Origin of the sequence: Burkholderia sp. MSMB1498 (genome assembly GCF_001526245.1) — a bacterium.
Classification (GTDB): Bacteria; Pseudomonadota; Gammaproteobacteria; order Burkholderiales; family Burkholderiaceae; genus Burkholderia; species Burkholderia savannae.
This window is the reverse complement of record NZ_LOYJ01000101.1, coordinates 93,986-119,372: the sequence shown is the minus strand read 5'-3', so window position 1 is coordinate 119,372 and position 25,387 is coordinate 93,986. Positions and strand designations below refer to the sequence as shown.

24 protein-coding genes are annotated in these 25,387 nt (G+C 66.5%); 14 read left to right on the top strand and 10 right to left on the bottom strand.

Going from position 1 to position 25,387, the window contains the following annotated elements:
* Window positions 1–49: 49 nt before the first annotated feature.
* From WS91_RS22105 to WS91_RS22095, 3 genes are all read right to left on the bottom strand, one after another.
* Entirely contained in the window at window positions 50–1,162 is a 1,113-nt protein-coding gene (locus tag WS91_RS22105) for an NADH:flavin oxidoreductase/NADH oxidase (protein ID WP_059577912.1), read from the bottom strand.
* Window positions 1,163–1,344: 182 nt separating this feature from the next.
* Complete coding sequence (locus WS91_RS22100) at window positions 1,345–2,055, bottom strand: glutamine amidotransferase (protein ID WP_038750096.1); 711 nt, start codon at window positions 2,053–2,055, stop codon at window positions 1,345–1,347.
* Between the two features lie 39 nt (window positions 2,056–2,094).
* Complete coding sequence (locus tag WS91_RS22095; RefSeq protein WP_038750094.1) at window positions 2,095–2,736, bottom strand: MarR family winged helix-turn-helix transcriptional regulator; 642 nt, start codon at window positions 2,734–2,736, stop codon at window positions 2,095–2,097.
* On the opposite strand from WS91_RS22095, the gene WS91_RS34090 reads away from it, so the two are divergent.
* On the top strand, window positions 2,689–2,952 hold the full coding sequence (locus tag WS91_RS34090) for a diguanylate cyclase (RefSeq protein WP_081989731.1): 264 nt from the start codon (window positions 2,689–2,691) through the stop codon (window positions 2,950–2,952). The genes WS91_RS22095 and WS91_RS34090 overlap by 48 nt on opposite strands.
* Before the next feature lie 297 nt (window positions 2,953–3,249).
* Here the strand turns inward: WS91_RS34090 and WS91_RS22090 are convergent, their stop codons facing one another.
* From WS91_RS22090 to mnmC, 3 genes are all read right to left on the bottom strand, one after another.
* Window positions 3,250–4,365: a YbdK family carboxylate-amine ligase gene (locus tag WS91_RS22090; RefSeq protein WP_038750091.1), complete on the bottom strand. Its 1,116-nt coding sequence runs from the start codon at window positions 4,363–4,365 to the stop codon at window positions 3,250–3,252.
* 44 nt (window positions 4,366–4,409) lie between these two features.
* Window positions 4,410–5,624, bottom strand: coding sequence for a cation:proton antiporter (locus WS91_RS22085; protein WP_038750088.1), 1,215 nt, complete (start codon window positions 5,622–5,624; stop codon window positions 4,410–4,412).
* A 731-nt stretch (window positions 5,625–6,355) separates the two neighbouring features.
* Window positions 6,356–8,320, bottom strand: coding sequence for a bifunctional tRNA (5-methylaminomethyl-2-thiouridine)(34)-methyltransferase MnmD/FAD-dependent 5-carboxymethylaminomethyl-2-thiouridine(34) oxidoreductase MnmC (gene mnmC / locus WS91_RS22080; protein ID WP_038750085.1), 1,965 nt, complete (start codon window positions 8,318–8,320; stop codon window positions 6,356–6,358).
* Window positions 8,321–8,710: 390 nt separating this feature from the next.
* Here mnmC and WS91_RS22075 point away from each other — a divergent pair, with 390 nt between their 5' ends.
* The gene (locus WS91_RS22075; RefSeq protein ID WP_010100512.1) at window positions 8,711–8,989 is read left to right on the top strand and encodes an HU family DNA-binding protein; all 279 of its coding nucleotides are present in this window, start codon (window positions 8,711–8,713) and stop codon (window positions 8,987–8,989) included.
* A gap of 101 nt (window positions 8,990–9,090) precedes the next feature.
* Here WS91_RS22075 and WS91_RS22070 read toward each other — a convergent pair whose 3' ends face one another.
* Both WS91_RS22070 and WS91_RS22065 read right to left on the bottom strand, forming a co-directional pair.
* Window positions 9,091–10,428 carry a GTP-binding protein gene (locus WS91_RS22070; protein ID WP_059577903.1) on the bottom strand — a complete coding sequence of 446 codons (1,338 nt, stop codon included), beginning with the start codon at window positions 10,426–10,428 and terminating at the stop codon, window positions 9,091–9,093.
* 292 nt (window positions 10,429–10,720) lie between these two features.
* Complete coding sequence (locus WS91_RS22065) at window positions 10,721–11,197, bottom strand: lytic transglycosylase domain-containing protein (protein WP_038750079.1); 477 nt, start codon at window positions 11,195–11,197, stop codon at window positions 10,721–10,723.
* Between the two features lie 598 nt (window positions 11,198–11,795).
* On the opposite strand from WS91_RS22065, the gene WS91_RS36165 reads away from it, so the two are divergent.
* The 4 genes from WS91_RS36165 (at window position 11,796) to gspF (ending at window position 17,962) form a co-directional block, all read left to right on the top strand.
* Window positions 11,796–11,984, top strand: coding sequence for a hypothetical protein (locus tag WS91_RS36165; RefSeq protein WP_156432435.1), 189 nt, complete (start codon window positions 11,796–11,798; stop codon window positions 11,982–11,984).
* Window positions 11,985–12,982: 998 nt separating this feature from the next.
* Window positions 12,983–15,250, top strand: a complete 2,268-nt coding sequence (gene gspD, locus WS91_RS22060) for a type II secretion system secretin GspD (RefSeq protein ID WP_038750077.1) — start codon at window positions 12,983–12,985, stop codon at window positions 15,248–15,250.
* Entirely contained in the window at window positions 15,247–16,740 is a 1,494-nt protein-coding gene (gspE, locus tag WS91_RS22055; RefSeq protein ID WP_052145111.1) for a type II secretion system ATPase GspE, read from the top strand. The genes gspD and gspE overlap by 4 nt, the downstream gene beginning before the upstream one ends.
* Before the next feature lie 4 nt (window positions 16,741–16,744).
* Window positions 16,745–17,962, top strand: a complete 1,218-nt coding sequence (gene gspF, locus WS91_RS22050; protein ID WP_038750074.1) for a type II secretion system inner membrane protein GspF — start codon at window positions 16,745–16,747, stop codon at window positions 17,960–17,962.
* Window positions 17,963–18,035: 73 nt separating this feature from the next.
* On the opposite strand, the gene WS91_RS22045 is transcribed toward gspF, so the two are convergent.
* Window positions 18,036–18,446 carry a general secretion pathway protein GspC gene (locus WS91_RS22045; protein WP_038750072.1) on the bottom strand — a complete coding sequence of 137 codons (411 nt, stop codon included), beginning with the start codon at window positions 18,444–18,446 and terminating at the stop codon, window positions 18,036–18,038.
* Between the two features lie 158 nt (window positions 18,447–18,604).
* On the opposite strand from WS91_RS22045, the gene gspG reads away from it, so the two are divergent.
* The 8 genes from gspG to WS91_RS22005 all read left to right on the top strand — a co-directional run bounded on the left by gspG (window position 18,605) and on the right by WS91_RS22005 (window position 24,888).
* Window positions 18,605–19,057, top strand: coding sequence for a type II secretion system major pseudopilin GspG (gene gspG, locus WS91_RS22040; RefSeq protein ID WP_038750069.1), 453 nt, complete (start codon window positions 18,605–18,607; stop codon window positions 19,055–19,057).
* Window positions 19,058–19,099: 42 nt separating this feature from the next.
* Window positions 19,100–19,762, top strand: coding sequence for a GspH/FimT family pseudopilin (locus WS91_RS34065; RefSeq protein ID WP_081989727.1), 663 nt, complete (start codon window positions 19,100–19,102; stop codon window positions 19,760–19,762).
* Window positions 19,759–20,175 (top strand): type II secretion system minor pseudopilin GspI, encoded by a 417-nt coding sequence (gene gspI / locus WS91_RS22030; protein ID WP_442854978.1) that lies wholly within the window; start codon window positions 19,759–19,761, stop codon window positions 20,173–20,175. The genes WS91_RS34065 and gspI overlap by 4 nt, the downstream gene beginning before the upstream one ends.
* Window positions 20,153–20,869, top strand: coding sequence for a PulJ/GspJ family protein (locus tag WS91_RS22025; protein ID WP_059671026.1), 717 nt, complete (start codon window positions 20,153–20,155; stop codon window positions 20,867–20,869). The genes gspI and WS91_RS22025 overlap by 23 nt, the downstream gene beginning before the upstream one ends.
* Window positions 20,870–21,017: 148 nt before the next feature.
* Complete coding sequence (gene gspK / locus WS91_RS22020) at window positions 21,018–22,121, top strand: type II secretion system minor pseudopilin GspK (protein ID WP_081989754.1); 1,104 nt, start codon at window positions 21,018–21,020, stop codon at window positions 22,119–22,121.
* A gap of 24 nt (window positions 22,122–22,145) precedes the next feature.
* On the top strand, window positions 22,146–23,555 hold the full coding sequence (gspL, locus tag WS91_RS22015) for a type II secretion system protein GspL (protein WP_038750059.1): 1,410 nt from the start codon (window positions 22,146–22,148) through the stop codon (window positions 23,553–23,555).
* Window positions 23,552–24,055 carry a type II secretion system protein GspM gene (gene gspM / locus WS91_RS22010; protein WP_038750234.1) on the top strand — a complete coding sequence of 168 codons (504 nt, stop codon included), beginning with the start codon at window positions 23,552–23,554 and terminating at the stop codon, window positions 24,053–24,055. The genes gspL and gspM overlap by 4 nt, the downstream gene beginning before the upstream one ends.
* Before the next feature lie 41 nt (window positions 24,056–24,096).
* Window positions 24,097–24,888 carry a type II secretion system protein N gene (locus WS91_RS22005; protein WP_059671024.1) on the top strand — a complete coding sequence of 264 codons (792 nt, stop codon included), beginning with the start codon at window positions 24,097–24,099 and terminating at the stop codon, window positions 24,886–24,888.
* A gap of 225 nt (window positions 24,889–25,113) precedes the next feature.
* On the opposite strand, the gene WS91_RS21995 is transcribed toward WS91_RS22005, so the two are convergent.
* Complete coding sequence (locus tag WS91_RS21995; RefSeq protein ID WP_156432434.1) at window positions 25,114–25,317, bottom strand: hypothetical protein; 204 nt, start codon at window positions 25,315–25,317, stop codon at window positions 25,114–25,116.
* Window positions 25,318–25,387 lie beyond the last annotated feature (70 nt).

The following is a 25,387-nucleotide window of genomic DNA, read 5'->3' as shown; positions in this document are numbered from 1 at the left end:
CCCGATCACTCGCCCACGCCTCGCGCGAATCCGAGTGCGCGCACCAAGCTCAACGCTGGCCGAACGACGCGTCGCCGAACAGCGCCTTGTGCTCGCGCGGCTGCGAACGCCAGTACTGCGGCGGCGCACTGACCGTCGCGCCGAGCTTCGCGGCCGCGTGCCACGGCCAGCGCGGATCATAGAGCATCGCGCGCGCCATCGCGACGAAGTCCGCATCGCCCGCTTCGATTAGGCGATTCGCGTGCTCGGGATCGGAGATGAGGCCGACGGCGACCGTCGGCATGCCGGCCGCGCGCTTGACCGCCTGAGCGAACGGCACCTGATAGCCGGGCGACAGCGGAATCTTCTGCAGCGGCGACACGCCGCCCGACGACACGTCGATCCAGTCGCAGCCGCGCCGCTTCAGCTCGTGCGCGAACGCGATCGTCTCGTCGAGCTCCCAGCCGCCCGGCACCCAGTCGGTCGCGGACACCCGCACGCCAACCGGACGATCGTCCGGAAACGCGGCGCGTACCGCGTCGAACACTTCGAGCGGAAAGCGCATCCGGTTCTCGAGCGAGCCGCCGTACGCATCGGTGCGGCGATTCGCGAGCGGCGACAAAAATTGATGCAGCAGGTAGCCATGCGCCGCGTGCACTTCGAGCGCATCGATGCCGAGACGCGCCGCACGCTTCGCCGATTCGACGAACGCTCGGCGCACGCGTTCGAGCCCGGCCGCATCGAGCGCGAGCGGCGGCGGCTCGTCGTCCCGATGCGGAATCGCGGACGGCGCATGCGGCTGCCAGCCGCCCCGGTCGACGGGAATCAACTGCCCGCCGTTCCACGGCACGTCGCTCGACGCCTTGCGCCCCGCGTGCGAGATCTGCATCGCGACTCGAATCGGCGAATACTTGCGGACCGCCGCGAGCACGGGTTCGAGCGCGGCTTCGGTCGCGTCGCTCCACAAACCGAGATCCGCGGGCGATATGCGGCCATCGGGCTCGACCGCCGTTGCTTCGATGCAGAGGAGCCCCGCCCCGGAGAGCGCGAGATGACCGAGATGGATCATGTGCCATGCGCGCGCCTCGCCGTTTTCGGCGGAGTACTGGCACATCGGCGAAATCACGATGCGATTGGGAAGGGTCACGCCGCGCAGCGTGAACGGAGAAAACAACGCGCTCATGGCAGCCGCTCTCACGTAGGAAGTCGAGCGACCGAGGTTAGCACGCGGCGCGCACGCTTGCCGCGAGCGCCATGACGCGCGGAATGGAACTGGACGGAAACGGTACCGCGATCGGCAGCGCGCCTCGCACCTGCCGCATTCGCTCGGATACGCGCGGCCGAAAACGGCCAAGCGCGGCGGCCCTACAGCCCGACGGAATCGAGCCACTCGCCGAACATCGCACGCGCGGCGCGTTCGAGCGTCGGGCCGAGCTGCGCAGTCTGCTCGCGCAATCGTTTCGCGTCAGTCCCGGGCGTTGCCGCGATCTCGCCCGCATGACCGATCAGCCAGGGCTCGAAGCGGTCCGCGCGGATCTCCGGATGGCATTGAAGCGCGAGTACGTGCGTGCCCCACGAGAAAGCCTGGTTGCGGCACGTCGGCGTCGATGCGAGATGGATCGCGCCCGCCGGCAGGTCGAACGTGTCGCCGTGCCAATGCATCATCGACGTGATCGCGCCGTCGACATGGCGCAGCGGTGACGCGCGCCCCGCGTCCGTCAGCGTGAGCGGCATCCAGCCGAGTTCCTTCGTCGCGGCCGGATACACGCGTGCGCCGAGCGCACGCGCGATCAGCTGCGAACCGAGACAGACACCGAGCGTCGGCAAGCCGGCCTCGATTCGCTTGCCGACGAGCGCCGTGAGCGGCGCCGTCGTCGGATACAGCTCGTCGTCGTACGCGCTGATCGGCCCGCCCAGCATGACGAGCAGCGACGGCTCGAGCGGGTCGAGCGCCTCGACGCGAGAACCGCCGACGTCGACGTACCGCACACGCCGGCCGCGCTCGCCGAGCACCTGCTCGAAACTCCCGAGGTCCTCGAAATGCACGTGGCGAATCGCAACGGCTTCAGCGTTCATCAGCGCCTCCGGCGAGAACAGGCGGCCGCCCGACGCGCATCACGCCTGCGCGAAGAGCTTCCAGGTCTTCTTCTGCGTCAGAGCGTCCGCTTCCTCGTGCACCGCGCAGTCGAGACGCAGGTCGCTGTCCGTCATCGTCAGATCGAGCAGCGAACAACGGTACGTCGGCTTACGCGCCGCTTTGCCCGGCTGGAAGTGCTTGCACGTCACGCACATCCGGTGCGGCGGAATGTCGCCGTTGACCTGCAGTTCGCGCAGCGTTTTCAACAGCGCGCGATACAGCACGCCCTGCTCGTCGCTGCCGAGCGTGCCGACCGCCTTCGACAGAAAGTCGGGCCACTGCAGCGCCTTCTTCGCCGCCGCGCGGCCACGCGCGCTCAAGCGCACCGCGAGCGCGCGGCCGTCGTCCAGCGCGCGACGCTTCTCGACTAGCCCCTTGTGCTCGAGCGTGCTCACCGCATCGCTCGTCGTCGCGGCGGTCAATTGCGTTTCGCGCGCAATCTCGCCCAGACGCATCGGCCCCTTGCGTTGGAGCAGCAGCACGAGGATTTCACCTTGCGTCGGCGTCAACCCCGCGCCTTCCGCCCAATCCCATGCCTGGCTCCGCATAGCCGTGCTCAACCGCAACAGGCTGTGGGTCACTCGCCCCGAAGCCTGGTTCCCGTAAACACCTTCGCTCATAGTCTTTTCGCTGTTGCCGGCCGTCTTATGAAGGCGGCCGTTTGTGGGGAGATCAGGTCTCGATCTCTGTCTCAAAAGGGCGCGCCCGGCCGAGCGCACCCGACATGTTCGCCGCGAGGCACACGCCGCGAACCTGCACGCGGTTTCAGCACCCCCGTCGGCGCCGACCACCGCGAAGCCGACATTCTAAGCGAGAGCGGAAAATCGCACAGCTAAGTTATCCCATCAAATCTGTGGATAACGCCTGAATAAGCACAGGAATGAACTGTGTGTCGTTTCTTGACAACTCGGAGCACAGGCTCGCCGAAAAAAATTCCGTCCCCGCGCATCCGCCGGAATTCTTACTCGATCCGCAGCGTTGTCAATGCCACAGGCCTTTGACTTTGCGGCGAAATATCAAGTTATCCACAGAATCGGCCGACGCTTGTTAACTACTACTACGTTTACATACGTATACGTCGAGGTAAACCTAAACCTGTGCTCGCCGGCTGCGAAGATTTGAAAAACTATTTTTCATTCCCGCCACCGCAGACATTGCTGGCGAACCGTTTCGTTCAGTGATTTTTCCTGCTTGAAAATCGTCCGCAGCCACGACGCGTCGTTCACGCGCGCCTTCGCGAGCGCGCCGATCTCGTCGAGCGCCGCGCGCGAGCCGAGCGCCGCCGCGTGCGGCGCGATGCGCTCGAGCGTGTCGAGGATGTCCTCGGCGATCGTCCGGCGCTCGCCCGTCTGCGGATTCACGCAGGTGCCCTCGAGTCCGAAGCGGCACGCCTCGAAGCGGTTGAACGTGTAGACGAGATAGTCGTCCTCCGACAGCTTGAGCGGCCGATCGATCAGCAGATAGCGTGCGAGCGTCTGGATGTAGCACGCGATCGCGGCCGCGCGGTCGACGGACAGCGGCGTGTCCATCACGCGCACCTCGATCGTTCCGTAGCCGGGCTTCGGGCGAATGTCCCAGTAGAAATCCTTCATGCTGTTGACGACGCCCGTGTTCACCATCTTCGTGAAGTACTCCTCGAAGCCTTGCCAGGTGAGCACGAACGGCGCGCGGCCCGACAGCGGGAACGCGAACACGGAATTCAGGCGTGCAGAATGAAATCCGGTGTCGACGTTCTGCACGTACGGCGACGACGCCGAAAGCGCGATGAAGTGCGGAATGAAGCGCGACATCGAATGCAGCAGGAACAGCGCGCTGTCGGCGTCCGGACAGCCGATGTGCACGTGCTGGCCGAACACCGTGAACTGCTTCGCGAGATAGCCGTACAGCTCGGAGATGTACTGGAAGCGCGGCGCATCGAAGATCTGCCGCTCGCTCCATTGCTGGAACGCGTGCGTGCCGCCGCCGCAGAGACCGACGTTCAATTGGTCGGCCGCGCTGACGAGCGTGTCGCGGATCGCGTGCAGTTCGCCCAATGCCTGATCGTGCGTTCGGCATATGCCCGTCGACAGCTCGATCATGCTTTCGGTGATCTCCGGCGTGATGTTGCCGGGAAATTTCGCATCCTTGATGAGCCGCATCAGGTCGGACGACGCTTTAGTCAGATCGTAGTTGTGCGTATTGACGATCTGGATTTCGAGCTCGATGCCGAACGTGAACGGTTCGGAATTGACAAAGGTTTCGAGTGCCATGGCGTGGTTCCGGATAACGGGACGGGAAGCGTCGAACGCGCGGATCAGGTGGCGTCACGCCGTTCGCCGACGGCCGACAGGCTGCGATAGACGACAAGCGGCCCGATCAGTTGCAGCACGACGATCGAGCACATGATGACCGCGCGCAGGCGCGGATCGAAATTCGGGTAAAGCTGGTAGGTATCGTCGACGAGCAGATACGCGAGCGCCGACATCGGCACGAGCGAGAAGCCGAGCGCAACGCCCTGCTTGACGCCGAGGCCGCTCGGCTTCGCGAACGCGAGCACGCCGACGAGCTTCGCGACGAAGCGCGTCGCAATCAGCGCGCCCGCGACGAGTCCGCCCGCGACGATGTCCTGCCATGCGAACGACGTGAGCGTCAGCACGAACAGGATCACGGTGAGCAGCCACCCGGCCGTGCCGAAGTGCTCCGGCCAAAGCTGCGGGCGCGCCTCGAGGTTCTTCACGATGATGCCGGCGAGCAAGAGCGTGAGCATCGTCGACAATTTGAGCACCTGCGCAACCGCGATCGCCAGCACGACGAGACCGAACAGCGCGACGAACGAATGCTCGTCGCGCATCGTCGCGGCGACGTGCCTGAACAGATAATTGCATGCACGAGCGAACAGATACGCGACGATGAACGAGCCGGCGAGCAGATAGATCGGCTGCAGGATCGTCGCGAACACGTTGCCGTACGCTTCCTGATGCAGCCAGCTCGTGACGAGCTTCGTCAGCACGACTGCGTAGACGCTGTTGAGCGCGGAGAGCGTGATGAGCCGCTGCGACACCTGCCCTTCCGCGCGCAATTCGGTCTTCAGCTGGATCACCATCGCGGGCGACGTCGAGATCGCGATCGCCGCGAGCACGAGCGCGATCATCCCCGGCACCTTGAGGAGCAGCAGCACCGCGAGCACGAGTACGAACGTGAGCGTCGCCTCGGCGAGACTCGACGCGATGAGCCACGGATTGCGGCGAATCCAGCGCAAGTCGAGCCGGCTGCCGAGTTCGAACAGCAGCAGCCCGAGCGCGACGTTGACGAGGAGCCGCGACGTGTCGTCGGTGCTCGCATCGATCACGCCGAAGCCGAACGAGCCTGCGATGAGGCCGATCACCGCGTAGCCGGTGATGCGCGGCAGGCGCCATGCTCGATAGCAGAGCTCGCCGCAGAGGCCTGCTGCGAAGAGCGCGAAGCCGGCCCAGAAGATCGCATCCGGGGCGAGCGGCCAGTTGGGTAGAAACGAGAACGCTGACTTCATCGTGGTGACTTCTCCTTTGGAAGGCAACCTCCGGCGACGCGGATCGAGCGAGTCGAGCGAATGATGCGCGCTGGATGAGTGGTTGCCCCGTCGTTCGTTGTTCTGTACGACCGCTAGGACATGGGGTAAGCCCGCGTCGCTGAAAAGGGTGCGACGGTCAGTCGGGCCTGCAGCCGATCTGGGTCGGCCTGGCGTGTGCGAATGGGCAGCGCGATCTCAAATCCTCAGATCCGAATTCGAGCCGACCGTTCCGTTGATGCAAGCATGGCGCCGTGCCATGACGTGCGTGAAGGAGACCGATTGTGCCACAGCTATTGCGGTCCGAACCGAAATCGGGCAAACGGTTAGCCGACCGCAGGAGGCTAGCGTCTTTATCCTAAGGTAAACCTGTATACATACATAGTAAGAGTTAACAAAGCGCCCGTTTTTCTGTGGACAACCAGCGTTTACGTCGACAGATCAGGAACTTGCGGTGCGCATAACCGAATGCACAGCCTGTTTGTCCGCACAGAGTTTCGATGATCAACTTTTTCGGGTCTGTGCGGTGGCGCGTAGTTACCCCGTTTACGTCCACATCGGTTGCACAGTGAACGAGCGGGGAATTCGCTTGGTTATCCACAGGGTTGCGTGGATAACCGGCTCGCGTTTCTGTGACGAGGTCGAGAAATTTCTTCGGCCGCACGTCGCGCAAAAGCGCTCGGTTGTCCAGATAGTGAGCCGGTTTCGATGAGTCAGTCGGCGCGCCCGTGACGCAATGCGCGCACGAGGAAGCGAGCCGGGTCGATCGCTTCGGCGAGCTCGCGTTCGAGCGGCCACGGCTCTCCTTCGATCTGCGCGGCGATCAGCTCGGCGCCGAGCGAGGCCCAGACGAGCCCGCGCGAGCCATAGCCAAATGCGCCGTACAGGCCAGCCGCGCGCGGCACGTCGCGCAGCCTCGCGCCGGTGAGCGCAGCCGCATTGCGCGCGGCCGCCGTTTCGTCGGGCAACTCGCCGACGAGCGGCAGCCGGTCGCTCGCGACGCAGCGAAAGCCGACGCGCCCCGCAAGCGTGCGCGCGTCGAGCGTCGTCGCGGAAAAAGCGGGCAGCAGCCGCTCGAGCCGTTCGAGGTTTTCGCGATGGCCCGCTTCGCGCAGCGCCGTGTCGGCATCGTCCGGCTCGTACGTCGCGCCCGTCAGCGTGACGCCGTCGGCGAGCGGCACGACGTAGCCGTCGCCGATCACGGGCAGCGGCACGGCGGGCGCGCTGCCCGGCGGCAGCAGCGTCAACTGGCCGCGCACGCGCTGCGTCGGTGCGTGCCGAAGGCCCGCGACGCGCGCGGCGTCGGCCGCGTTCGCGACGACGACGACGCTCGCCTGTGCAAGCGTCGCGCCCGATGCGTCGAGCGCGCGCCAGCGGCCGTCGCCGCCGCGCTCGAGCCGCGCGACTTCGACGCCGGCGATGCGCACGAGCCGTTCGCCGGCCGCCGCGCACTGCGCGGCCGCGAGCGCGGCGGGGCTGATCGAGCCGCCTTGCGGAAACCACCAGCCACCGTGCGCGACCTCGGTTTGCAGCAGCGCTCGCGTTTGGTCGCGCGACAGCGCCGCCGCGAGCTCCGCCGGCACGCCGAGCGCATCGATGGTGTCGCGCATCCGCTCGAATTCGTCGTCCGACGTCGCGAGCTGCACGAGGCCCCGCGTGCTGCGCGCGAACGCGTGTCCGGCGCGCTCGAGCGCGCGCCAGCGTCCGAGCGCATGCAGAAAACCGGCGCGCGACAGTCGGGACGCGAGGTTGTCGTCGCGCGCGATCATCGGATGGAACACGCCGGCGGGATTGCCGGACGCCTCGCTCGCAATCCGTTCGCGCCGCTCGACGAGCGTCACGTGCCAGCCGCGCGCCGCAAGCCGTTCGACGACCGCGCATCCCGCGAGCCCCGCGCCGATCACGAGCGCATCGCGCGTGCCGACGTCGAGCGCGCGCGGCGGCTCATGGCGCCGCACGCGCCAGCGCGGCGCGAATTCGCCGACGAGCATCGCGCGCTTGCCCGCGAAGCCTTCAACTTTCCGACACGCGAACCCCGCTTCGTCTAGCGCGCGCTTGACTGCGCCCGAGCTCGTGTACGTCGCGAACGTCGCATGGTCGTCGGCGAGTTTCGCGAGCGATTTGAAGATCGCGGGCGACCATAGATCCGCGTTCTTCGTCGGCGCGAAGCCGTCGAGATAGAACGCGTTTGCGCGCAGCACGAGATTCGGCAGCACGTCGAGCGCGTCGCCGAACGCGAGCGTGAGCGTCACGCGAGCGCCGTCGAATTCGAGGCGATGCACGCCTGGCGTCAGCGCGGGCCACGCGTTCGCGAGTTCGTCGACGAGCGGCTCAATGGTTGTATATGCAACGATATGCGCGGCGGCGCGACGCAGATCGTCGCGCGCGAACGGGTGCTTTTCGACCGACACGAAGTGAAGCCGCTCGCAGCGAGACGGGTCCGCGCGCCACGCGGCCCACGTCGCGAGAAAGTTGCAGCCGGTGCCGAATCCTGTCTCGAAAATCGTGAAAGTTTGCTCGTGCTGCCAGCGCTTCGGCAGGTCGTTGCCGCGGATGAACACATGGTCGGCCTGAGCAAGCGCGCCGGCCGCGCTATGGTAGATGTCGCCGTAGAGCGGCGAGACGACGGTGCCGTCTTCGCGGAAGACGAGCGTCGCCGGAACGATTCGATCGGGCATGCGAAACAATAAAGAAGGCGGCGAAATTGCGGCGAACCGCCGCGTGAGCCCCGTCCCGCCTGGCGTTGGCAAAATCCAACGAAACCACGCGCGGGCTTCGGCCGGGCAGCGGCGAAGCCGGTTGGCGCGACTCGAAACCCGCGCGGAACGCGTCTAACTCGACAAAATTCGCTCGAAAATCTTTGAAACCCTTGTCGTTATTGGGTTTGCGCTGCGCTATCATAGCAAGCGCCGTATCGCGGAGCTGCCAGGAGGCAAACCCGGCGGTGCGTTGCGCGGCGCAATACTTTGCGCTGTGCCGTTGCCACACACTATAGACGGCACGGTTCGCGCACGTATAATCGGCGCGTTCGCGCTGTTCGTGTCAACCTAACCTGGAAAGGAACCTTAATGAACAAACAGGAACTGATCGACGCCGTCGCCGCCCAGACGGGCGCCAGCAAGGCTCAAACCGGCGAAACGCTGGACACGCTCCTCGAAGTGATCAAGAAGTCTGTGTCGAAAGGCGACTCAGTTCAACTGATCGGCTTCGGCAGCTTCGGCTCGGGCAAGCGCGCAGCGCGCACCGGCCGCAATCCCAAGACGGGCGAGACCATCAAGATCCCGGCAGCCAAGACGGTTAAGTTCACGGCGGGCAAGGCGTTCAAGGACGCAGTGAACAAGCGCTGAAACGAGCTTTCGCGAACGAAAAACCCGCTGGTTCCAGCGGGTTTTTTCTTTTGTGCGCGGCTTTTTTGCCGCGCCGCATTGTCTTTTTCAATCTTTGACGATCAGTGGCGGTGGACGATTTCGGCGTCGTCGCCGTGATCGTGATCATGGTCATGGCCGTGATCATGATCATGGGCGTGGTCATGATCGTCGACGTCCCATGCCGGGAACGGGTCCGCGTAGCTTGCCCACGCATCCTTGCCTTGCGCGCATTCGGCGTCGGTGAGCAGGCACGCATCGAACTTCGCGCGCCACGCGGGCGCATCCAGCCCGACGCCGATCATCACGAGTTCCTGTCGGCGATCGCCGATCGACGTATCGGCGAGGTCGCCGTGCCAGTCGGCAACGATCTCGTTGTACAGTTCGTCGCCCTGTTCCGGCCATTCGGCGCGGTCCTGCGCCGCCCACCAGTGCCCGGCCGGACCGTGCCGGCACACCCCGCCCGCCTGCGACAGCGAGCCGGCGATGTCGTTGCGCGTCGCGAGCCAGAAGAAGCCCTTGCTGCGCAGCACGCCCTTCCACTCTTCGTGCAGCAGCGTCCACAGCCGCTCCGGATGGAACGGCCGGCGCGCGCGATAGACGAAGTGGCCGATGCCGTATTCGTCGGCTTCGCCATGCACGTGCCCATTGCCTTGGCCGTGCTCGTCTTCGTCGTAGTCATGCCGATGCTCGAGCGACGCGAGCCAGCCGGGCGCGCTCGCGGCTGCGTCGAAGTCGAAGAGTTTCGTGTCGATCACGTCGGCGAGCGGCACGTCGCCGAAGCGGCTCACGATCTGCCGCGCGCGCGGATTCAGGTTCGCGAGGATGCGCTGCAGGCGCGCGAGCGCGTCGGCGTCAACGAGATCCGCCTTGTTGACGACGAGCACGTCGCAAAATTCGATCTGCTCGATCAGCAGCTCGACGAGCGTGCGGTCGTCCTCGTCGGTCGCGGCGAGGCCGCGTTCCGCGAGCGCGTCGTCGCGGGCGTAGTCGCGCAGGAAGTTGAACGCGTCGACGACGGTGACCATCGTGTCGAGGCGCGCGACATCCTCGAGCGTCGAGCCGTCGTCGTCGACGAACGTGAAGGTCTCGGCGATCGGCATCGGCTCGGCGATGCCGGTCGATTCGATCAGGATCGCATCGAAGCGGTTTTCGGCCGCGAGGCGGCGGATCTCGACGAGCAAATCGTCGCGCAGCGTGCAGCAGATGCAGCCGTTCGACATTTCGACGAGGCGTTCCTCGACGTGCGACAGCTCGGCCGCGTCGCGCACGAGCGTCGCATCGACGTTGACGGCGGCGAGATCGTTGACGATCACGGCGACCTTCAGGCCGGCGCGATTCGCGAGGATGTGATTGAGCAGCGTGGTCTTGCCGGCGCCGAGGAAGCCGGACAGCACGGTGACGGGCAACGGCTGATTCATTGCGGTGCGCACCAACGAAAGAAGCGGGAGCGGCCGCCGCGCCCCGAAAAACGGGGCGGCACCGGCGGGCGACCGGCGCCGACGGGCGGCGGGAAAGCCGCATTGTGCATCAAATATAGATAGCCGGCCGCGCGCGGCGGCAAGGCGGCGGCGATTTCATGATGCGTGAAGCGCGAGCGAAACGGGCGGAAATTCTTGCATGCGATGCGATCGCGAGGCGGCTGGCGCGGCGTTGGGCTTGCTCGGGCGCGGCTTGGCTGCGGATTGCCGGGCCGTTCGTTCGGCCGCGTGCTCAGCGCTGCGCGTTCTGCGTATCCCGCGCGCTAGGCGCGGGCATCAGCTTCCATCGAACCAGAATGTCGGCGATTTGCCTCGCGTACTTGTCGCGCAGCGAAGGCGATTCCGAATGGTAGGCGCCCACCGCTTGCCAGGTGTTGCCGTACTTGTCCATCTTGCGGCGCAGATGCCATGCGGCGATATAGACGTTCTTGCAAGGCTCCATCAGCGTGCCCTTCGTGATTCCGTAGCGGGACAGCGTCGGCAGATGGATCGAGTTGATCTGCATGAGGCCGTAATCGATCGAGCCGTTCGTGTTCTTGTTGAGCGCGTCCGGGCGGTTATGCGATTCCTGCCACGCGATCGCGCGCAGGATCAGCGGATTCACCTTCTGATACTTCGCGGCTTCGTCGTAACAGTCGGCGCGTGCGGGTGCGCTGGCGAACCATGCGCCGGCGGCAAACATCGCGACAAGAACGAACCGATTGATCATTGAAGGAGAAGAAATAGCTTAGTTGAGCTTGCTGATTTTGCCGCAAACCTACCCACACGTTTCTGACAGGGCAATCCTAGCATACCCACGGATCGTTGCAGTGCCATGTCGATCGTTCGGATAACCGCCCTCTTCTTCGCCTTTCCGGCTGCGAGTCGACTTGAAAAACTTCCGTCGCCTTTCCGGTACATGCTCTTAAATCTCGCTTGATGTGAAAATGGGATATTAATCTCACATTATTAGTGGCTTGAAGAAAGCTATCGGATATTAATTGACGCGTGCTTGCCAAGCCAAGCCTTCTTGAGTTTAGTGGCTTGCTGAAATTGGTAGGGAATTCGCAAAAAGTCTATCTTTGAAAAGATGATCGAGGCTGAAGGAGGCTGAGATTTTTAAGTTGGAGAATTCTAATTGTCTCTCTATTTTGATCGAAATTATGCCGATAAATTGAGGTCAAGTAATAATGGCGCTTCGATCTCGAACGCCCAAGAAAGTCGGCTTTTTACAGCGCCAGTCAAGGCTGCCGCCTCAATTGTTCACGAGTGAAATGCGGTGATGAAACCGAAGTGGCATGGATAGATGGCGGAGGAAAAGCGCGATCATGTTTGTTTATGCTGAAGGCGGAATTTTAATTAAATGGAGAAGGGTTGAATTCATGGGGCGAAGCAAGGATATTTTGAACGAAAGCTCTGCGAAGACTGTCTCTGAGATTTCTAGGGTTATCGTGGCAGATAGGGTGGGTGGAAATATCGATGTATTCACTAATAACCGGGAAGCAAGATGCGGATGATATATGGTGTCAAATTCCAATTTCCGAGATGGGTGCGGCCAAATGGCATGGAAACGAATATCCTCGTTATTCAGCCCGAAGTAGACGGGACATCGGATTTCGAGTGCGCAGGCGTGGCCAAGGCAACGATCGTCCGAGAGTAAAGGCGAATCTGCGGAGGTATGTGCCGCATCGCTTGCGATATGGCGTATATCTCAAGTAGGTAAATCAACGGTAGACGGATTCAAAAGAGGGATTCGAGTGGCGCTGGAGCCGCAACCCTCTGGGCATAATGGCCCTGCGTTTTGCGGTAAAAGGACCAACGATACCGTAGCCTGGCGAGCTGTAACAAAATGGAGCGGGCGGATGTCGTAACGCGTCTTCTGCTTCGGCGTGTCGCGGCTCAAGCGAGATTTTTTGCAGGCGGCGTAGTTTGTGGTCTTACTCGGTCGTGCCGGACCCGCCATGTACGGTTAGTGGCACACGCAATGACAACGTCCGGGCGTCGCACGTGACGCAACCTTATGCGCGTCACGTACGAAAATAGTGTCGGCTCTTACTGGTCACGCGCCGACGCCATGTGCGATAGTGTTGCAACGAACGGACAAGTGGCTTGCAGTCGATGATTGTTTCATCTCTTTGCTCGCCGATCCGGGAAGTTGCATGGGAGTGAAGATTGGGCTGGGGAAAACCCGCACGCGCTTTTCCGTCGGAGGCGCTTGCGCCGACCGTATCATACCGACAGCCACGCTGCCACCGCTATGTATGTTCTTGCATGCCGTTCGGCCGGGCCGGCTGCTCGGCAGGGCATTGATTAAATCCGTTTTCGCTTCCAATCGAACCAGTGAGGGAAGGCTTACATGTCGCAGACGTCGAACTGAAATCCGTGTTGGAAATGAGTCGGTCCTGGGCTCTATGTGATATTTCGGACATGAAAAGCTGTTAATGTCCAAGCTTTCGCCATTGAATTTCAGCAATACCATCGGACACGGCCGCCGCCGGCATCGATCCATTACTCCATGACAAGAACTCGCTTTGCTTTGCGGCGCGTCGCAACGGCGCTCGTCGTCGCCGGAATTGTCGTCGCGCAGGCCGCTCACGCTCAGGTCACGCTCAATTTCGTCAATGCGGACATCGACCAGGTCGCGAAGGCGATCGGCGCCGCGACGGGCAAGACGATCATCGTCGACCCGCGCGTCAAGGGGCAGCTGAACCTGGTCGCCGAACGCTCCGTGCCGGAAGATCAGGCGCTGAAGACGCTGCAGTCCGCGCTTCGGATGCAAGGTTTCGCGCTCGTCCAGGATCACGGCGTCCTGAAAGTCGTGCCGGAAGCCGACGCGAAACTGCAGGGCGTGCCGACGTACATCGGCAACACGCCGCAGGCGCGCGGCGACCAGGTCGTCACGCAGGTGTTCGAGCTGCATAATGAATCGGCCAACAACCTGCTTCCGGTGCTGCGCCCGCTGATCTCGCCGAACAACACGATCACCGCGTATCCGGCCAACAACACGATCGTCGTCACCGATTACGCGGACAACGTGCGCCGGATCGCGCGGATCATCGCGGGCGTCGACAGCGCGGCGGGCTCGCAGGTCGCCGTCGTGCCGCTCAGGAACGCGAACGCGATCGACATCGCCGCGCAGCTGACGAAGCTGCTCGATCCGGGCGCGATCGGCAACACCGACGCGACGCTCAAGGTCACCGTGCAGGCCGATCCGCGGACCAACGCGCTGCTTTTGCGCGCGTCGAACGCGCAGCGCCTCGCCGCGGCGAAGAAAATCGCGCAGCAGCTCGACGCGCCGAGCGGCGTGCCGGGCAACATGCATGTCGTGCCGCTGCGCAACGCCGATGCGGTGAAGCTCGCGAAGACGCTGCGCGGAATGCTCGGCAAGGGCGGCGGCGAAAGCGGCTCGTCGGCGAGCTCGAACGATGCGAATGCGTTCAATCAGGGCGGCTCGCAGAGCGGCTCGAGCTTCTCGACGGGCACCTCGGGCACGCCGCCGCTGCCGTCGGGATTGTCGTCGTCGGGCTCGTCGGGCGGCACCGGCGGCACGATGGGCGGCGGCGGTCTAGGCACGGGCGGCCTCCTCGGCGGCGACAAGGACAAGAGCGACGAGAACCAGCCGGGCGGCATGATCCAGGCCGACGCGGCGACGAACTCGCTCATCATCACCGCGTCGGACCCGGTGTACCGGAATCTGCGGGCGGTCATCGATCAACTCGATGCGCGCCGCGCTCAGGTCTACATCGAGGCGCTGATCGTCGAACTGAACTCGAATACGGCCGGCAACCTCGGGATTCAGTGGCAGGTCGCGAACAATGCCCTCTATGCGGGCACCAATCTGGCGAGCACGGCGGGCAGTGTGGCCGCCAACAGCATCACCAATCTGACGGCCAACGCGACGAACCCGCTTAACGTGCTGAATGCGCTCACGCCGGGACTCAACATCGGCTGGCTGCACGACATGTTCGGCGTCAAGGGGCTCGGCGGGCTGCTACAGTACTTCGCGGGCGTGAGCGATGCGAACGTGCTGTCGACACCTAACCTGGTCACGCTCGACAACGAGGAAGCGAAGATCGTTGTGGGCCAGAACGTGCCGATCGCGACGGGCTCGTACTCGAATTTGACGAGCGGGACGTCGAACTCCGCGTTCAACACGTATGACCGTCGCGACGTCGGCCTCACGCTGCATGTGAAGCCGCAGATCACCGATGGCGGGATTCTCAAGCTGCAGCTCTATACCGAGGATTCGTCGGTCGTCAGCGGCACGACGAACACGACGACGAACCCGGCCGGCCCGACGTTCAACAAGCGCTCGCTTCAGTCGACGGTGCTTGCCGACAACGGCGAGATCATCGTGCTGGGCGGCTTGATGCAGGATAACTACCAGGTGTCGAACCAGAAGGTGCCGCTGCTGGGCGACATCCCGTGGATTGGCCAACTGTTCCGTTCCGAGACGAAGCAGCGCCAGAAAACGAACCTGATGGTGTTCCTGCGCCCCGTGATCATTTCCGACCGCGAGACTGCGCAGGCGGTGACGTCCAATCGCTACGACTACATCCAGGGCGTGACGGGGGCGTACAAGTCGGACAACAACATCATGCGCGACAAGGACGACCCGATCGTTCCGCCGATGCCGCTCGGCCCGAGCCAAGGCGGCTCGCCCTCGATGAACCTGTTCGACATCGACAAGATGCGGCGTCAGCAAGCCGCCCCGCCCGCGCCCGCCAGCGCGCCGGCGGCGGCGAGCGACATGGGCGCCGCGTCGCCGGGAGCCCGTCCGTGACGCAGGCGCTCGCGCAAGGTATCCAGGACCAGCCGACGGGCAACGCGCCGTCGCCGCTCGCCGCGCGGCTCTTGCCGTACGGCTTCGCGAAGGCCGGCCAGATCCTGATCGCGCACCAGCACGCGGACACGCTCGAAGTGTGGATCAGCGAGCGCACGAGCCCGGCCGCGCTCGCCGAGGTGGCGCGCAACTTCGGCGCGATCTCCTTGCGGCGCGTGCCGGCCGACGAGCTCGCGCAGGCGATCAACCAGGCGTACGCGCGCCAGGACGGCAGCGCCGCGCAGATCGTCGGCGAGGTCGAGGGCGAAGTCGACCTGTCGCGGCTGATGCAGGACATCCCCGAGGTGGAGGATCTGCTCGAGTCCGAAGACGACGCGCCGATCATCCGGATGATCAACGCGCTCCTCACGCAAGCGGCGCGCGAGCAGGCGTCGGATATCCACATCGAGCCGTTCGAGAACGCGTCGGTCGTGCGCTTTCGCGTCGACGGCACGCTGCGCGACGTCGTGCGCCCGAAGAAGGCGCTGCACGGCGCGCTCATTTCGCGGATCAAGATCATGGCGCAGCTCGACATCGCCGAGAAGCGCCTGCCGCAGGACGGCCGCATCACGCTGCGCGTCGGCGGCCGGCCCGTCGACGTGCGGGTGTCGACGCTGCCGACCGGGCACGGCGAGCGCGCGGTGCTGCGTCTGCTCGAAAAGGACGCGCAGCGCCTGAATCTCGAAGCGCTCGGGATGGGCCGCGACACGCTCGGCCAGTTCGACAAGCTGATCTCGCGCCCGCACGGCATCGTGCTCGTCACGGGCCCGACTGGCTCGGGCAAGACGACGACGCTGTACGCGTCGATGTCGCGCCTCGAGACCGCGACGACCAACATCATGACGGTCGAAGATCCGATCGAATACGATCTCGCCGGCATCGGCCAGACGCAGGTGAACGAGCGCATCGGGATGACGTTCGCGCGCGCGCTGCGCTCGATCCTGCGTCAGGACCCGGACATCATCATGATCGGCGAAATCCGCGACCTCGAAACCGCGCAGATCGCCGTGCAGGCGTCGCTGACGGGCCACCTGGTGCTCGCGACGCTGCACACGAACGACGCGGCGTCGGCCGTCACGCGTCTCACCGACATGGGCGTCGAGCCGTACCTGCTCGCGTCGTCGCTGCTCGGCGTGCTCGCGCAGCGGCTCGTGCGCCAGCTCTGCCCGGTGTGCAAGGAGGAGCGGCACGAGGACGGCCGCACGATCTGGCATCCGGTCGGCTGCGACAAGTGCGGGCATTCGGGCTACACGGGGCGTCGCGGCGTCTACGAGCTGCTCGTCGTCGACGACGCGATCCGCTCGCTGATCCATCGCAACGCCGCGGACGCCGAGATTCTCGCGACCGGCCGCGCGAACGGAATGCGCACGTTGCGCGACGACGCCGAGCGCTGGCTCGCGGCGGGCGCGACGTCGCTCGAGGAAGTGCTGCGCGTGACGGGAGGCGCATAGCGTCATGCCGGCCTTCCGCTTCGAAGCAATCGACACGTCGGGGCGCGCGCAGAAAGGCGTCATCGAAGCCGACAGCGCGCGCAACGCGCGCGGCCAGCTCCGCACGCAGGGGCTCACGCCGCTCGTCGTCGAGCCGGCCGCGAGCGCGACGCGCGGCGCGCGCAGCCAGCGCCTCGCGCTCGGCCGCAAGCTGTCGCAGCGCGAGCAGGCGATCCTCACGCGCCAGCTCGCGAGCCTGCTCATCGCCGGGCTGCCGCTCGACGAAGCGCTCGCCGTGCTGACCGAGCAGGCGGAGCGCGACTACATCCGCGAGCTGATGGCGGCGATTCGCGCCGAGGTGCTCGGCGGCCATTCGCTCGCGAACGCGCTCGCGCAGCATCCGCGCGACTTTCCCGAGATCTACCGCGCGCTCGTCGCGGCGGGCGAGCACACCGGCAAGCTCGGGATCGTGCTGTCGCGGCTCGCCGATTACATCGAAGAGCGCAACGCGCTCAAGCAGAAGATCCTGCTCGCGTTCACGTATCCGGCGATCGTCACGGTGATCGCGTTCGGCATCGTCACGTTCCTGCTGAGTTATGTGGTGCCGCAGGTCGTCAACGTGTTCGCGAGCACGAAACAACAACTGCCGCTGTTGACGATCGTGATGATGGCGCTGTCCGATTTCGTCCGGCACTGGTGGTGGGCGATCCTGATCGGGATCGCGGCCGTCGTCTATCTGGTGAAGGCGACGCTGTCGCGCGACGGCCCGCGCCTCGCGTTCGACCGCTGGCTGCTGACCGCCCCGCTCGCCGGCAAGCTCGTGCGCGGCTACAACACCGTGCGCTTCGCGAGCACGCTCGGCATCCTGACCGCGGCGGGCGTGCCGATCCTGCGCGCGCTGCAGGCGGCGGGCGAGACGCTGTCGAACCGCGCGATGCGCGGCAACATCGAGGACGCGATCGTGCGCGTGCGCGAGGGCTCCGCGCTGTCGCGCGCGCTCAACAACGTGAAGACGTTTCCGCCCGTGCTCGTGCACCTGATTCGTTCGGGCGAGGCCACCGGCGACGTGACGACGATGCTCGACCGCGCGGCCGAAGGCGAATCGCGCGAGCTCGAGCGGCGCACGATGTTCCTGACGAGCCTGCTGGAGCCGCTGCTGATTCTCGCGATGGGCGGCATCGTGCTCGTGATCGTGCTCGCGGTGATGCTGCCCATCATCGAGCTCAACAACATGGTGCAGTGACGGACGACGGGCGCGGCCCGCCGTGGCGGCGAGCCGGCGGAAACGAAGCGGCGCGCCCGGCGGCGCCGCGCTTTCAGCGGACGTAGATCGCGGGAGACGGCGTGTTGGCGGGCAGGAAGATCTCGGAGCGCGCGCCGTTGCGCTCGACGACGATCGAGCGGTCGCGCACTTCGGCGAGCTTCGCGCCTTGCGCGATCTCGCTGCCGAGCGACACCGCGTGCGGCGCGTCGCCGCCGATGCCGACGATGGCCGCCGCGCCGCGCTGCAGCGCAAGGATGCCGAACAGGTGGATGTCCTGCACCGGATTGCGGGTTAGCTGCCCGCCGAAGAGCGCTGCGGCGTCTTCCGTGCGCACCGGCGTGCGTGCGGCGGCGGCGGGTAGCGGAGCCTGATGCGCGGACAGCGTGACGACCCAATAGGTGGCCGTCGCGCAGAGCACCGCGAAGAGGGCGAGGGATAGGAGCCGGATCGATAGCGCGTTCATGCGCGTTATTGTACGGAGGAATATGAAATTTGCGTTGAGTGGAAGCCCGGAGCAAGTCGCGCCTTACAATGCGGCTTCACGCAGCGCACGCCGCGCGGCTTGCTGCCGCGCGCGTCACTCACTCACCGCTCATTTTTTTGAAGAAGAGGTAGTCACTCATGCAAACGTGGATCACTCGCCGCTCTCAGGCAGCACGCCGCCAACGCGGCTTCACGCTGATCGAGATCATGGTCGTGGTGGCGATTCTCGGCATTCTCGCGGCGCTCATCGTGCCGAAGATCATGAGCCGTCCCGATGAAGCGCGCCGGATCGCGGCGAAGCAGGACATCGGCACGATCATGCAGGCGCTGAAGCTGTACCGCCTCGACAACGGCCGCTATCCGACCCAGGATCAGGGCCTGAACGCGCTGATCCAGAAGCCGTCCACCGATCCGATTCCGAACAACTGGAAGGACGGCGGCTATCTCGAGCGCATGCCGAACGACCCGTGGGGCAACCCGTACAAGTATCTGAACCCCGGCGTGCACGGCGAAATCGACGTGTTCAGCTACGGCGCCGACGGCAAGGAAGGCGGCGAAGGCAACGATTCCGACATCGGCTCGTGGCAATAAGCCGCTAACGCCACGCTTACGCGCGACGCGCGCACTTTTTCGATGTACGCACGACTCGGTTCGTCTTTCGCTTTCGGCACGCGGCGTCGCGCGGGGGCTTCCCGCCGTTGCGCAGCAGGGGCCGCATTCGGGCCGTCCGTAGAGGATGGCCTCGGTCGTTCGGCGGGAGCCGCTTGCGGGCGGCCCGCGGCGCTTTCCCGCGGTCGCGCCGAGGGAACGCGCTTCGGCCGCCCCGACGAGGCTTCCTTCGCGCGCCGCGCGCGCGGCTTCACGCTGCTCGAAATGCTCGTGGTGCTCGTGATCGCGGGCATTCTGGTGTCGGTCGCGTCGCTGACGCTCAGGCGCAATCCGCGCACCGACCTGCGCGAGGAAGCGCAGCGCGTCGCGCTATTGTTCGAGACGGCGGGCGACGAGGCGCAGGTGCGCGCGCGTCCGATCGCGTGGCGCGCGACCGATCACGGCTTTCGCTTCGACGTCCGTACGGGCGACGGCTGGCGTCCGCTGCGCGACGACGTGCTGCGCGCGCGCGACTGGGACGGCGGCGTGACGGGCGCCGCAATCGACTATCCCGGCTCGGACACGCATATCGACGCCGTCGTGTTCGGCACCGAAAGCATCGACGTGCCGGTGCGCGTCACGCTTTATTCGGCGGTCGGCAGCGCGACGATCGTCGGCACCGGCAACGGCCGCTACGAGGTGCGTTGACGATGCACGCCCATGCCCTTCCCCGCCGGCGTTTCCGCTCGTGCTCGCGCGGCTTCACGATGATCGAGGTGCTCGTCGCGCTCGCGATCATCGCGGTCGCGCTCGCGGCGTCGATCCGCGCGGTCGGCTCGATGGCGACGGGCGCATCCGATCTCCACGCGCGGCTGCTCGCCGGCTGGAGCGCGGACAACGCGCTCGCGCAACTGCGCCTCGCGCACGCGTGGCCCGAGATCGGCACGCAGACGTTCGACTGCTCGCAGGGCAACGTCGCGCTCACCTGCACGCAGCGCGTGAGCTCGACGCCGAACCCCGTGTTCCGGCGCGTTGCGATCTCGGTGTCGATGAACGGCCGCGCCGGCGTGCTCGCCCAGATGGTTACGGTGGTCGCGAATGAAACCAGCCGCTCGCTCTGAACGCCGCGCGCGCCGGCCGAAGCATGCCCGGCAGGCGGGCAGCGTGTCCCGACGCGGCGCGCGCGGTTTCACGCTGATCGAGATGATGATCGCGATCACGATCCTCGCGGTGATCGCGATCCTGTCGTGGCGCGGGCTCGACCAGATCATCCGCGGCCGCGAGAAGGTGGCGGCCGCGGTGGAGGACGAGCGCGTGTTCGCGCAGATGTTCGACCAGATGCGCATCGACGCGCGGCGCGCCGCGACCGACGACGAAGCGGGCGAGCCCGCGGTGCGCGTCGCGGGCGACACGCTGCAGATCGTGCGCGAATTCGATGCGCCGGGAGCGGCACCGCGCCTGCAGGTCGTGCGCTACCGGATCTCGAACGGCCGCGTCGTGCGCTACGCGTCGCCGCCGATCGGCGACGTCAATGCGCTGCGCGACGCGATTCGCGGCGGCGATACCGAAGGCTGGAGCGCGGTGCCGCTGATGCGCGGCGTCGGCATGATCAACGCGCGCGTCTACGTGCCGAAGGTCGGCTGGACGACCAGCATGCCCGACGCCGACAACGCGCTCGAGCAGAACAACAACGTGCTCAAGGTGCCGATGCTCGGCAACGCGCCGCCGCCGCGCGCGGTGACGGGGCTCGAGATCAGCATCGGCGCGACTTCGCTGCGCGTGCCGGTCACGCGCATCTTCCTGGTCGGGGAGTGACATGCGCGCATCCGCCCTCCTCGTTCGTCTCGCTTCGCTTCGCCGCTCGCGCGCGCGGCCCGATTCGCGCGCATCGAGCGCGTCAAGCCCGGCGCATCCGGCATCGGCGCGTTGGCCGAGCGTGCCGCACGGCGGCGCCGGCGCGCGCATGTGCGGGCCCCGGCGTTCGCTGCGCACGGGCCCGAACCGCGAGCGCGGCGTCGCGATCATCAACGCGCTCCTCGTCGTCGCGCTGTCGGCGATCCTCGTATCCGGGATGTTGTGGCGCCAGCAGGTGCAGGTGCGCCGGATCGAGAACCAGCGGCTGCTCGCGCAGGCGCAGTGGGTCGCGCGCGGCGCGCTCGACTGGACGCGGATGGTGCTGCGCTCCGAAGGCGATACGGCGCCCGGCATCACCTATCTCGGCGGGATCTGGGCGGTGCCGATCGCGAAAACGAAGCTGTCGGAATTCCTCGGCCGGGTGGGCGTGACCGACGCGGCCGACGGCTCGGACACCTATCTGTCGGGCTCGATCGAGGACGCGCAGGCGAAGTTCAACCTGCGCAATCTCGTGTCGTCGCCCGCGCCCGGCGCGCTGCAATTGAACGCGGCGCAGGTGCAGACGTTCCAGCGCCTGCTCGCGACGCTCGGGCTCGACCAGCAGCTCGCGAAGATCGTCGCGCGGCACGTGCGCGCGGGGCTCAAGCAATCGGCGACGCGCTTCCAGGTGGCCCAGCTGCCGGGCGCCGCGAGCGGCGTGCCCGTGCCGCTGCCGGACGGCGGCACCGAAGGCGGCGGCAACTTCACCGACGAGCCGGGCATCGCGGGCGGCGAAGGCCGCGGGCCCGCGCCGCTCATGATGACGAGCGTCGATTCGCTGCTCGACGTCGAAGGCTTCACGCCGGAAATGGTCGAGCGGTTGCGCCCGTTCGTCACCGTGCTGCCGACGGTCACGCCCGTTAACCTGAACACCGCGCCCGCCGAAGTGATCGCGGCGCTCGTGCCGGGGATGTCCGTGTCGTCCGCGCAGGCGCTCGTGTCGCGCCGCGAGACCGTGTTTTTCCGCAACGTCGGCGACGTGACGCTCGCGTTGCGCGGCTCCGGCGCGCCGAACGTGAGCCTCGATTCGAGCCAGATCGACGTCACGTCCAGCTATTTCATCGTGCATGGCCGGATCGAGCACGACCGGGCAGTCGTCGATCGCACGTCGCTCGTGTATCGTGATCCGACCACGCACTCGACGCGGATCGTACGCATTCGCGATCAGCTATAACAACGCCATTCGGGAGAGGAGCTCTTGAGCACGTTGATTGTCCTATTGCCGCCGCGCGAGCCGGCCGTGCCGTTGCAGGAATGGCAATGGCCCGAGCTGCCGTTCGCGCTCGTCGACAAGAGCGGCCACACGCAGCGTGCGGGCCGCGCGACGCTCGCGCTGCTGCCGCAGGCGGCGACGACGGTGCTCGTCGTCGCCGCGCGCGACCTGCTGATGCTCGAGCAGGCGGTGCCGCCCCTGAAGGGGCCGAGGCTCAAGCAGGCGCTGCCGAATATCATCGAGGATCAGCTGATCCAGGACCCGCAGGGCTGCCACATCGCGGTCGACCCGGCGGCGCTCGACGGCGGGCGCCGTGTGCTCGCGGTGATCGATCGCGCGTGGTTCAAGTTCATCGCCGAAGCGTTCACCGCGGCGGGGCACCGCCATCTGCGCGCGGTGCCCGTCACGCGCTGCCTGCCGCTGCCGACGCGGCACGAAGCGGCCGAGGTCGACGCCGAAGCCGAGGTCGCGCACGAGCTGCAAGCGGGGCGCGAGGCGGGGCATCAAGCGTCCGCCGGCGCGCCGGCGGACGCCGCGAAGCCCGCCGAGCCGATCGTCGCGGTTGCGCTCGGCCTTGCCGTGACGGCGAGTGCGCCGTCGCTCGCCGAGGAATCGGCGGTGTTGCTGCCGGAGACGGCCGCCGCGCCGCGCGTCGAGCTCGCGCTCGCACGCGGCGCGCTCGGCGAGGGCTTCGCCGCGCCGGTGTCGACCGCGGCGCTGACGCTCGAGGCGCTCGCGAACGGCACGCCGCTCGAGCTCTACGAGCTCGGCGAGCCGGGCGCCGAGCCGCAGCTCGCATCGGTGCGGCCGCTCGACGACAAGCGCCTGCTGCCGGGCGCCGCGATCTGGCCGTTCGACGCGCTCGTGCGCCGCGCGCTCGACGCCCGCTTCGACCTTTGCCAGTTCGAATTCGAATTCGCGCCATGGCGTTTCGACCGCGCGACGTTCATGCGCGTGCGCGTGCCGCTCGCGCTCGCGGCGGCGACGCTCGTCGTCGCGGTGATCGGCGCGAATGCGCACTGGTGGAAGCTCGCGCGCGAACGTGACGCGCTGTCCGCGCAGATCACCGAGACGCTGCTGTCGGCGTTCCCGAAGACGACGACGGTGCTCGATCCCGCCGCGCAGATGGCGCGCCAGCTCGACCGGCTGCGGATCGCGGCGGGCGAACTGTCGCCGAACGATTTCCTGTCGCTCGCGAGCGGCCTCGCACGCTCGCTCGGGCCGCTGCCGCCGAACGGCATCGCGTCGCTCGACTATCACGATCGCCGGCTCGACGTCGGCTTCAAGCCCGGGACCAAGGTCGACCCCGACTTCGCGCAGCGCCTCGCGCGTAACGGCCTCGCGGGCGAGATCGACAGCAGCACGGGCAAGTGGACCATTCGGAGCCGGTCATGAAAGAGGAGTTGAACGAAGCGCTGACCCAGTTCTGGGAGGCCCGCACCGTGCGCGAGAAGCTGCTGCTCGGCTGGGGCGGCGCGGTGCTCGCGATCGCGATCGCGTATTCGGTGCTGTGGTCGCCCGCGCAGGAAGGCCGGGCGCAGATCCAGCGCCAGTTGCCGACGATGCGCCACGAGCTCGCGGAGATGACCGCGCAGGCGAACGAGGCGCGCTCGCTCGCGGCCGCCGCGCAGGGCGTCGCGCCCACTGGCGTCGCGCTCAAGGACGCGCTCGCCGCGTCGCTGTCCGACCACGGGCTTGCCGCCGCGCCGCCGCAGGTGGTCGGCGGCGGCGTGCAGATCCAGTTGAAGAACGCGTCGTTCCCCGCGTGGACGCAGTGGCTCGACGACGTGCGCCGCCAGTTCAAGGCGCAGGTCGTCGAAGCGCACGTGAGCGCGCTGAAGGAGGACGGCCAAGTTGACCTGACGGCCGTGCTGCAGCCGGCGTCGGTCAAGTGAGCGACATCGATGTTCGATTTAGCGGACCACGGGGAATCCGGATGCCGATGACCTGGCCGATGCGCATCCGGCGCTTCGTGCCGTGGGGCGCCGTCGGCGGCGCGGCGATTTTCGTCACGCTCGTCGCGCTGCTGCCCGCGTCGTGGGTCACGCCGCAATTCGCGCGCGCGACAGGCGGCCACGTCAATCTCGTCGATCCGGAGGGCTCGCTCTGGCGCGGCTCGGCGACACTCCTGCTCGCGCCCGGCGCGGACCGCAGCGCGTCGACGCTGTTGCCCGGCCGCGTGGAATGGCGCACGCAGTTCTGGCCGCTCTTCACCGGGCGTGTGCGGATGCGGCTGCGCCAGACCGACGCGATGCCCGACGGCGTCACGCTCGACGCGACGCTGCGCGGCGCGATGCTGTCGGCGGGTTCGATGGCGGTGCCGGCGTCGCTGCTCGCGGGCCTCGGCGCGCCGTTCAACACGCTCGACCTGCAGGGCGACATGCGGATCGACTGGACCGACTGGCGGCTCTTCGGCAAGGATGCGTTCGGCCAGTTGACCGTGACGATCGCGGACATGAGTTCGCGCGTGTCGCGCGTGAAGCCGCTCGGCTCGTACCGGGCGGTGCTCGAGGCGCGCGGCGCGAACTCGACGCTCGATCTGTCGACGTCGAAGGGGCCGCTGATGCTGTCGGGGCAAGGGAATTTCGGCGCGACGGGCACGTCGTTTCGCGGCACCGCGAGCGCCGCGCCGGAGCAGCGCGACAACCTTGCGGGGCTTCTGAACCTGCTCGGCCATCCGATCGGCGGCGGTGCGGTGTCGTTGATCTACGGCGACGTGGCGCGCTGACGCAAAGCGCGCCGCGTGTTCGGCCGCGCGGCGTTGCGCCGGGGCGCGCTTGGGGACGCCGCGAGCACCGGCGAGGCGGCGACGCGAACGGCGGCGTTGGCCGAGATCGGGCCGTGGGCCGTTCGCGCGGCGGCCCGGCATGTGCGGTTTCGAAGCTTCGCGGCTTCGTCGCGAGGCGAACGCGGACGTGAAGAGACGGCCGTCGATCGTCTGATCTGAACCGGCTCATTCCGGTTTCGTGCCGTTTTTGCCACCGGCAATCGATACGACCGGACCGTGGCGCTGCCCGCCGGCATCGCCGGGCGGCATCCTCATCTTCATCGGCGTCATGCCATCGAGCTTGCAGCGGACATTCGACGGCTCGCAGAGGCGATCGTTGCGCCGCCGATAGCCGTTTTCCGCCCGCTGCTCCGCCCGGTCTTCCACCACACGGGGCACGGAGCACCGGGCACGATCATGCCGGCGAGCGGACGATGCGCCCGCCCGCAGCCGCCATCCG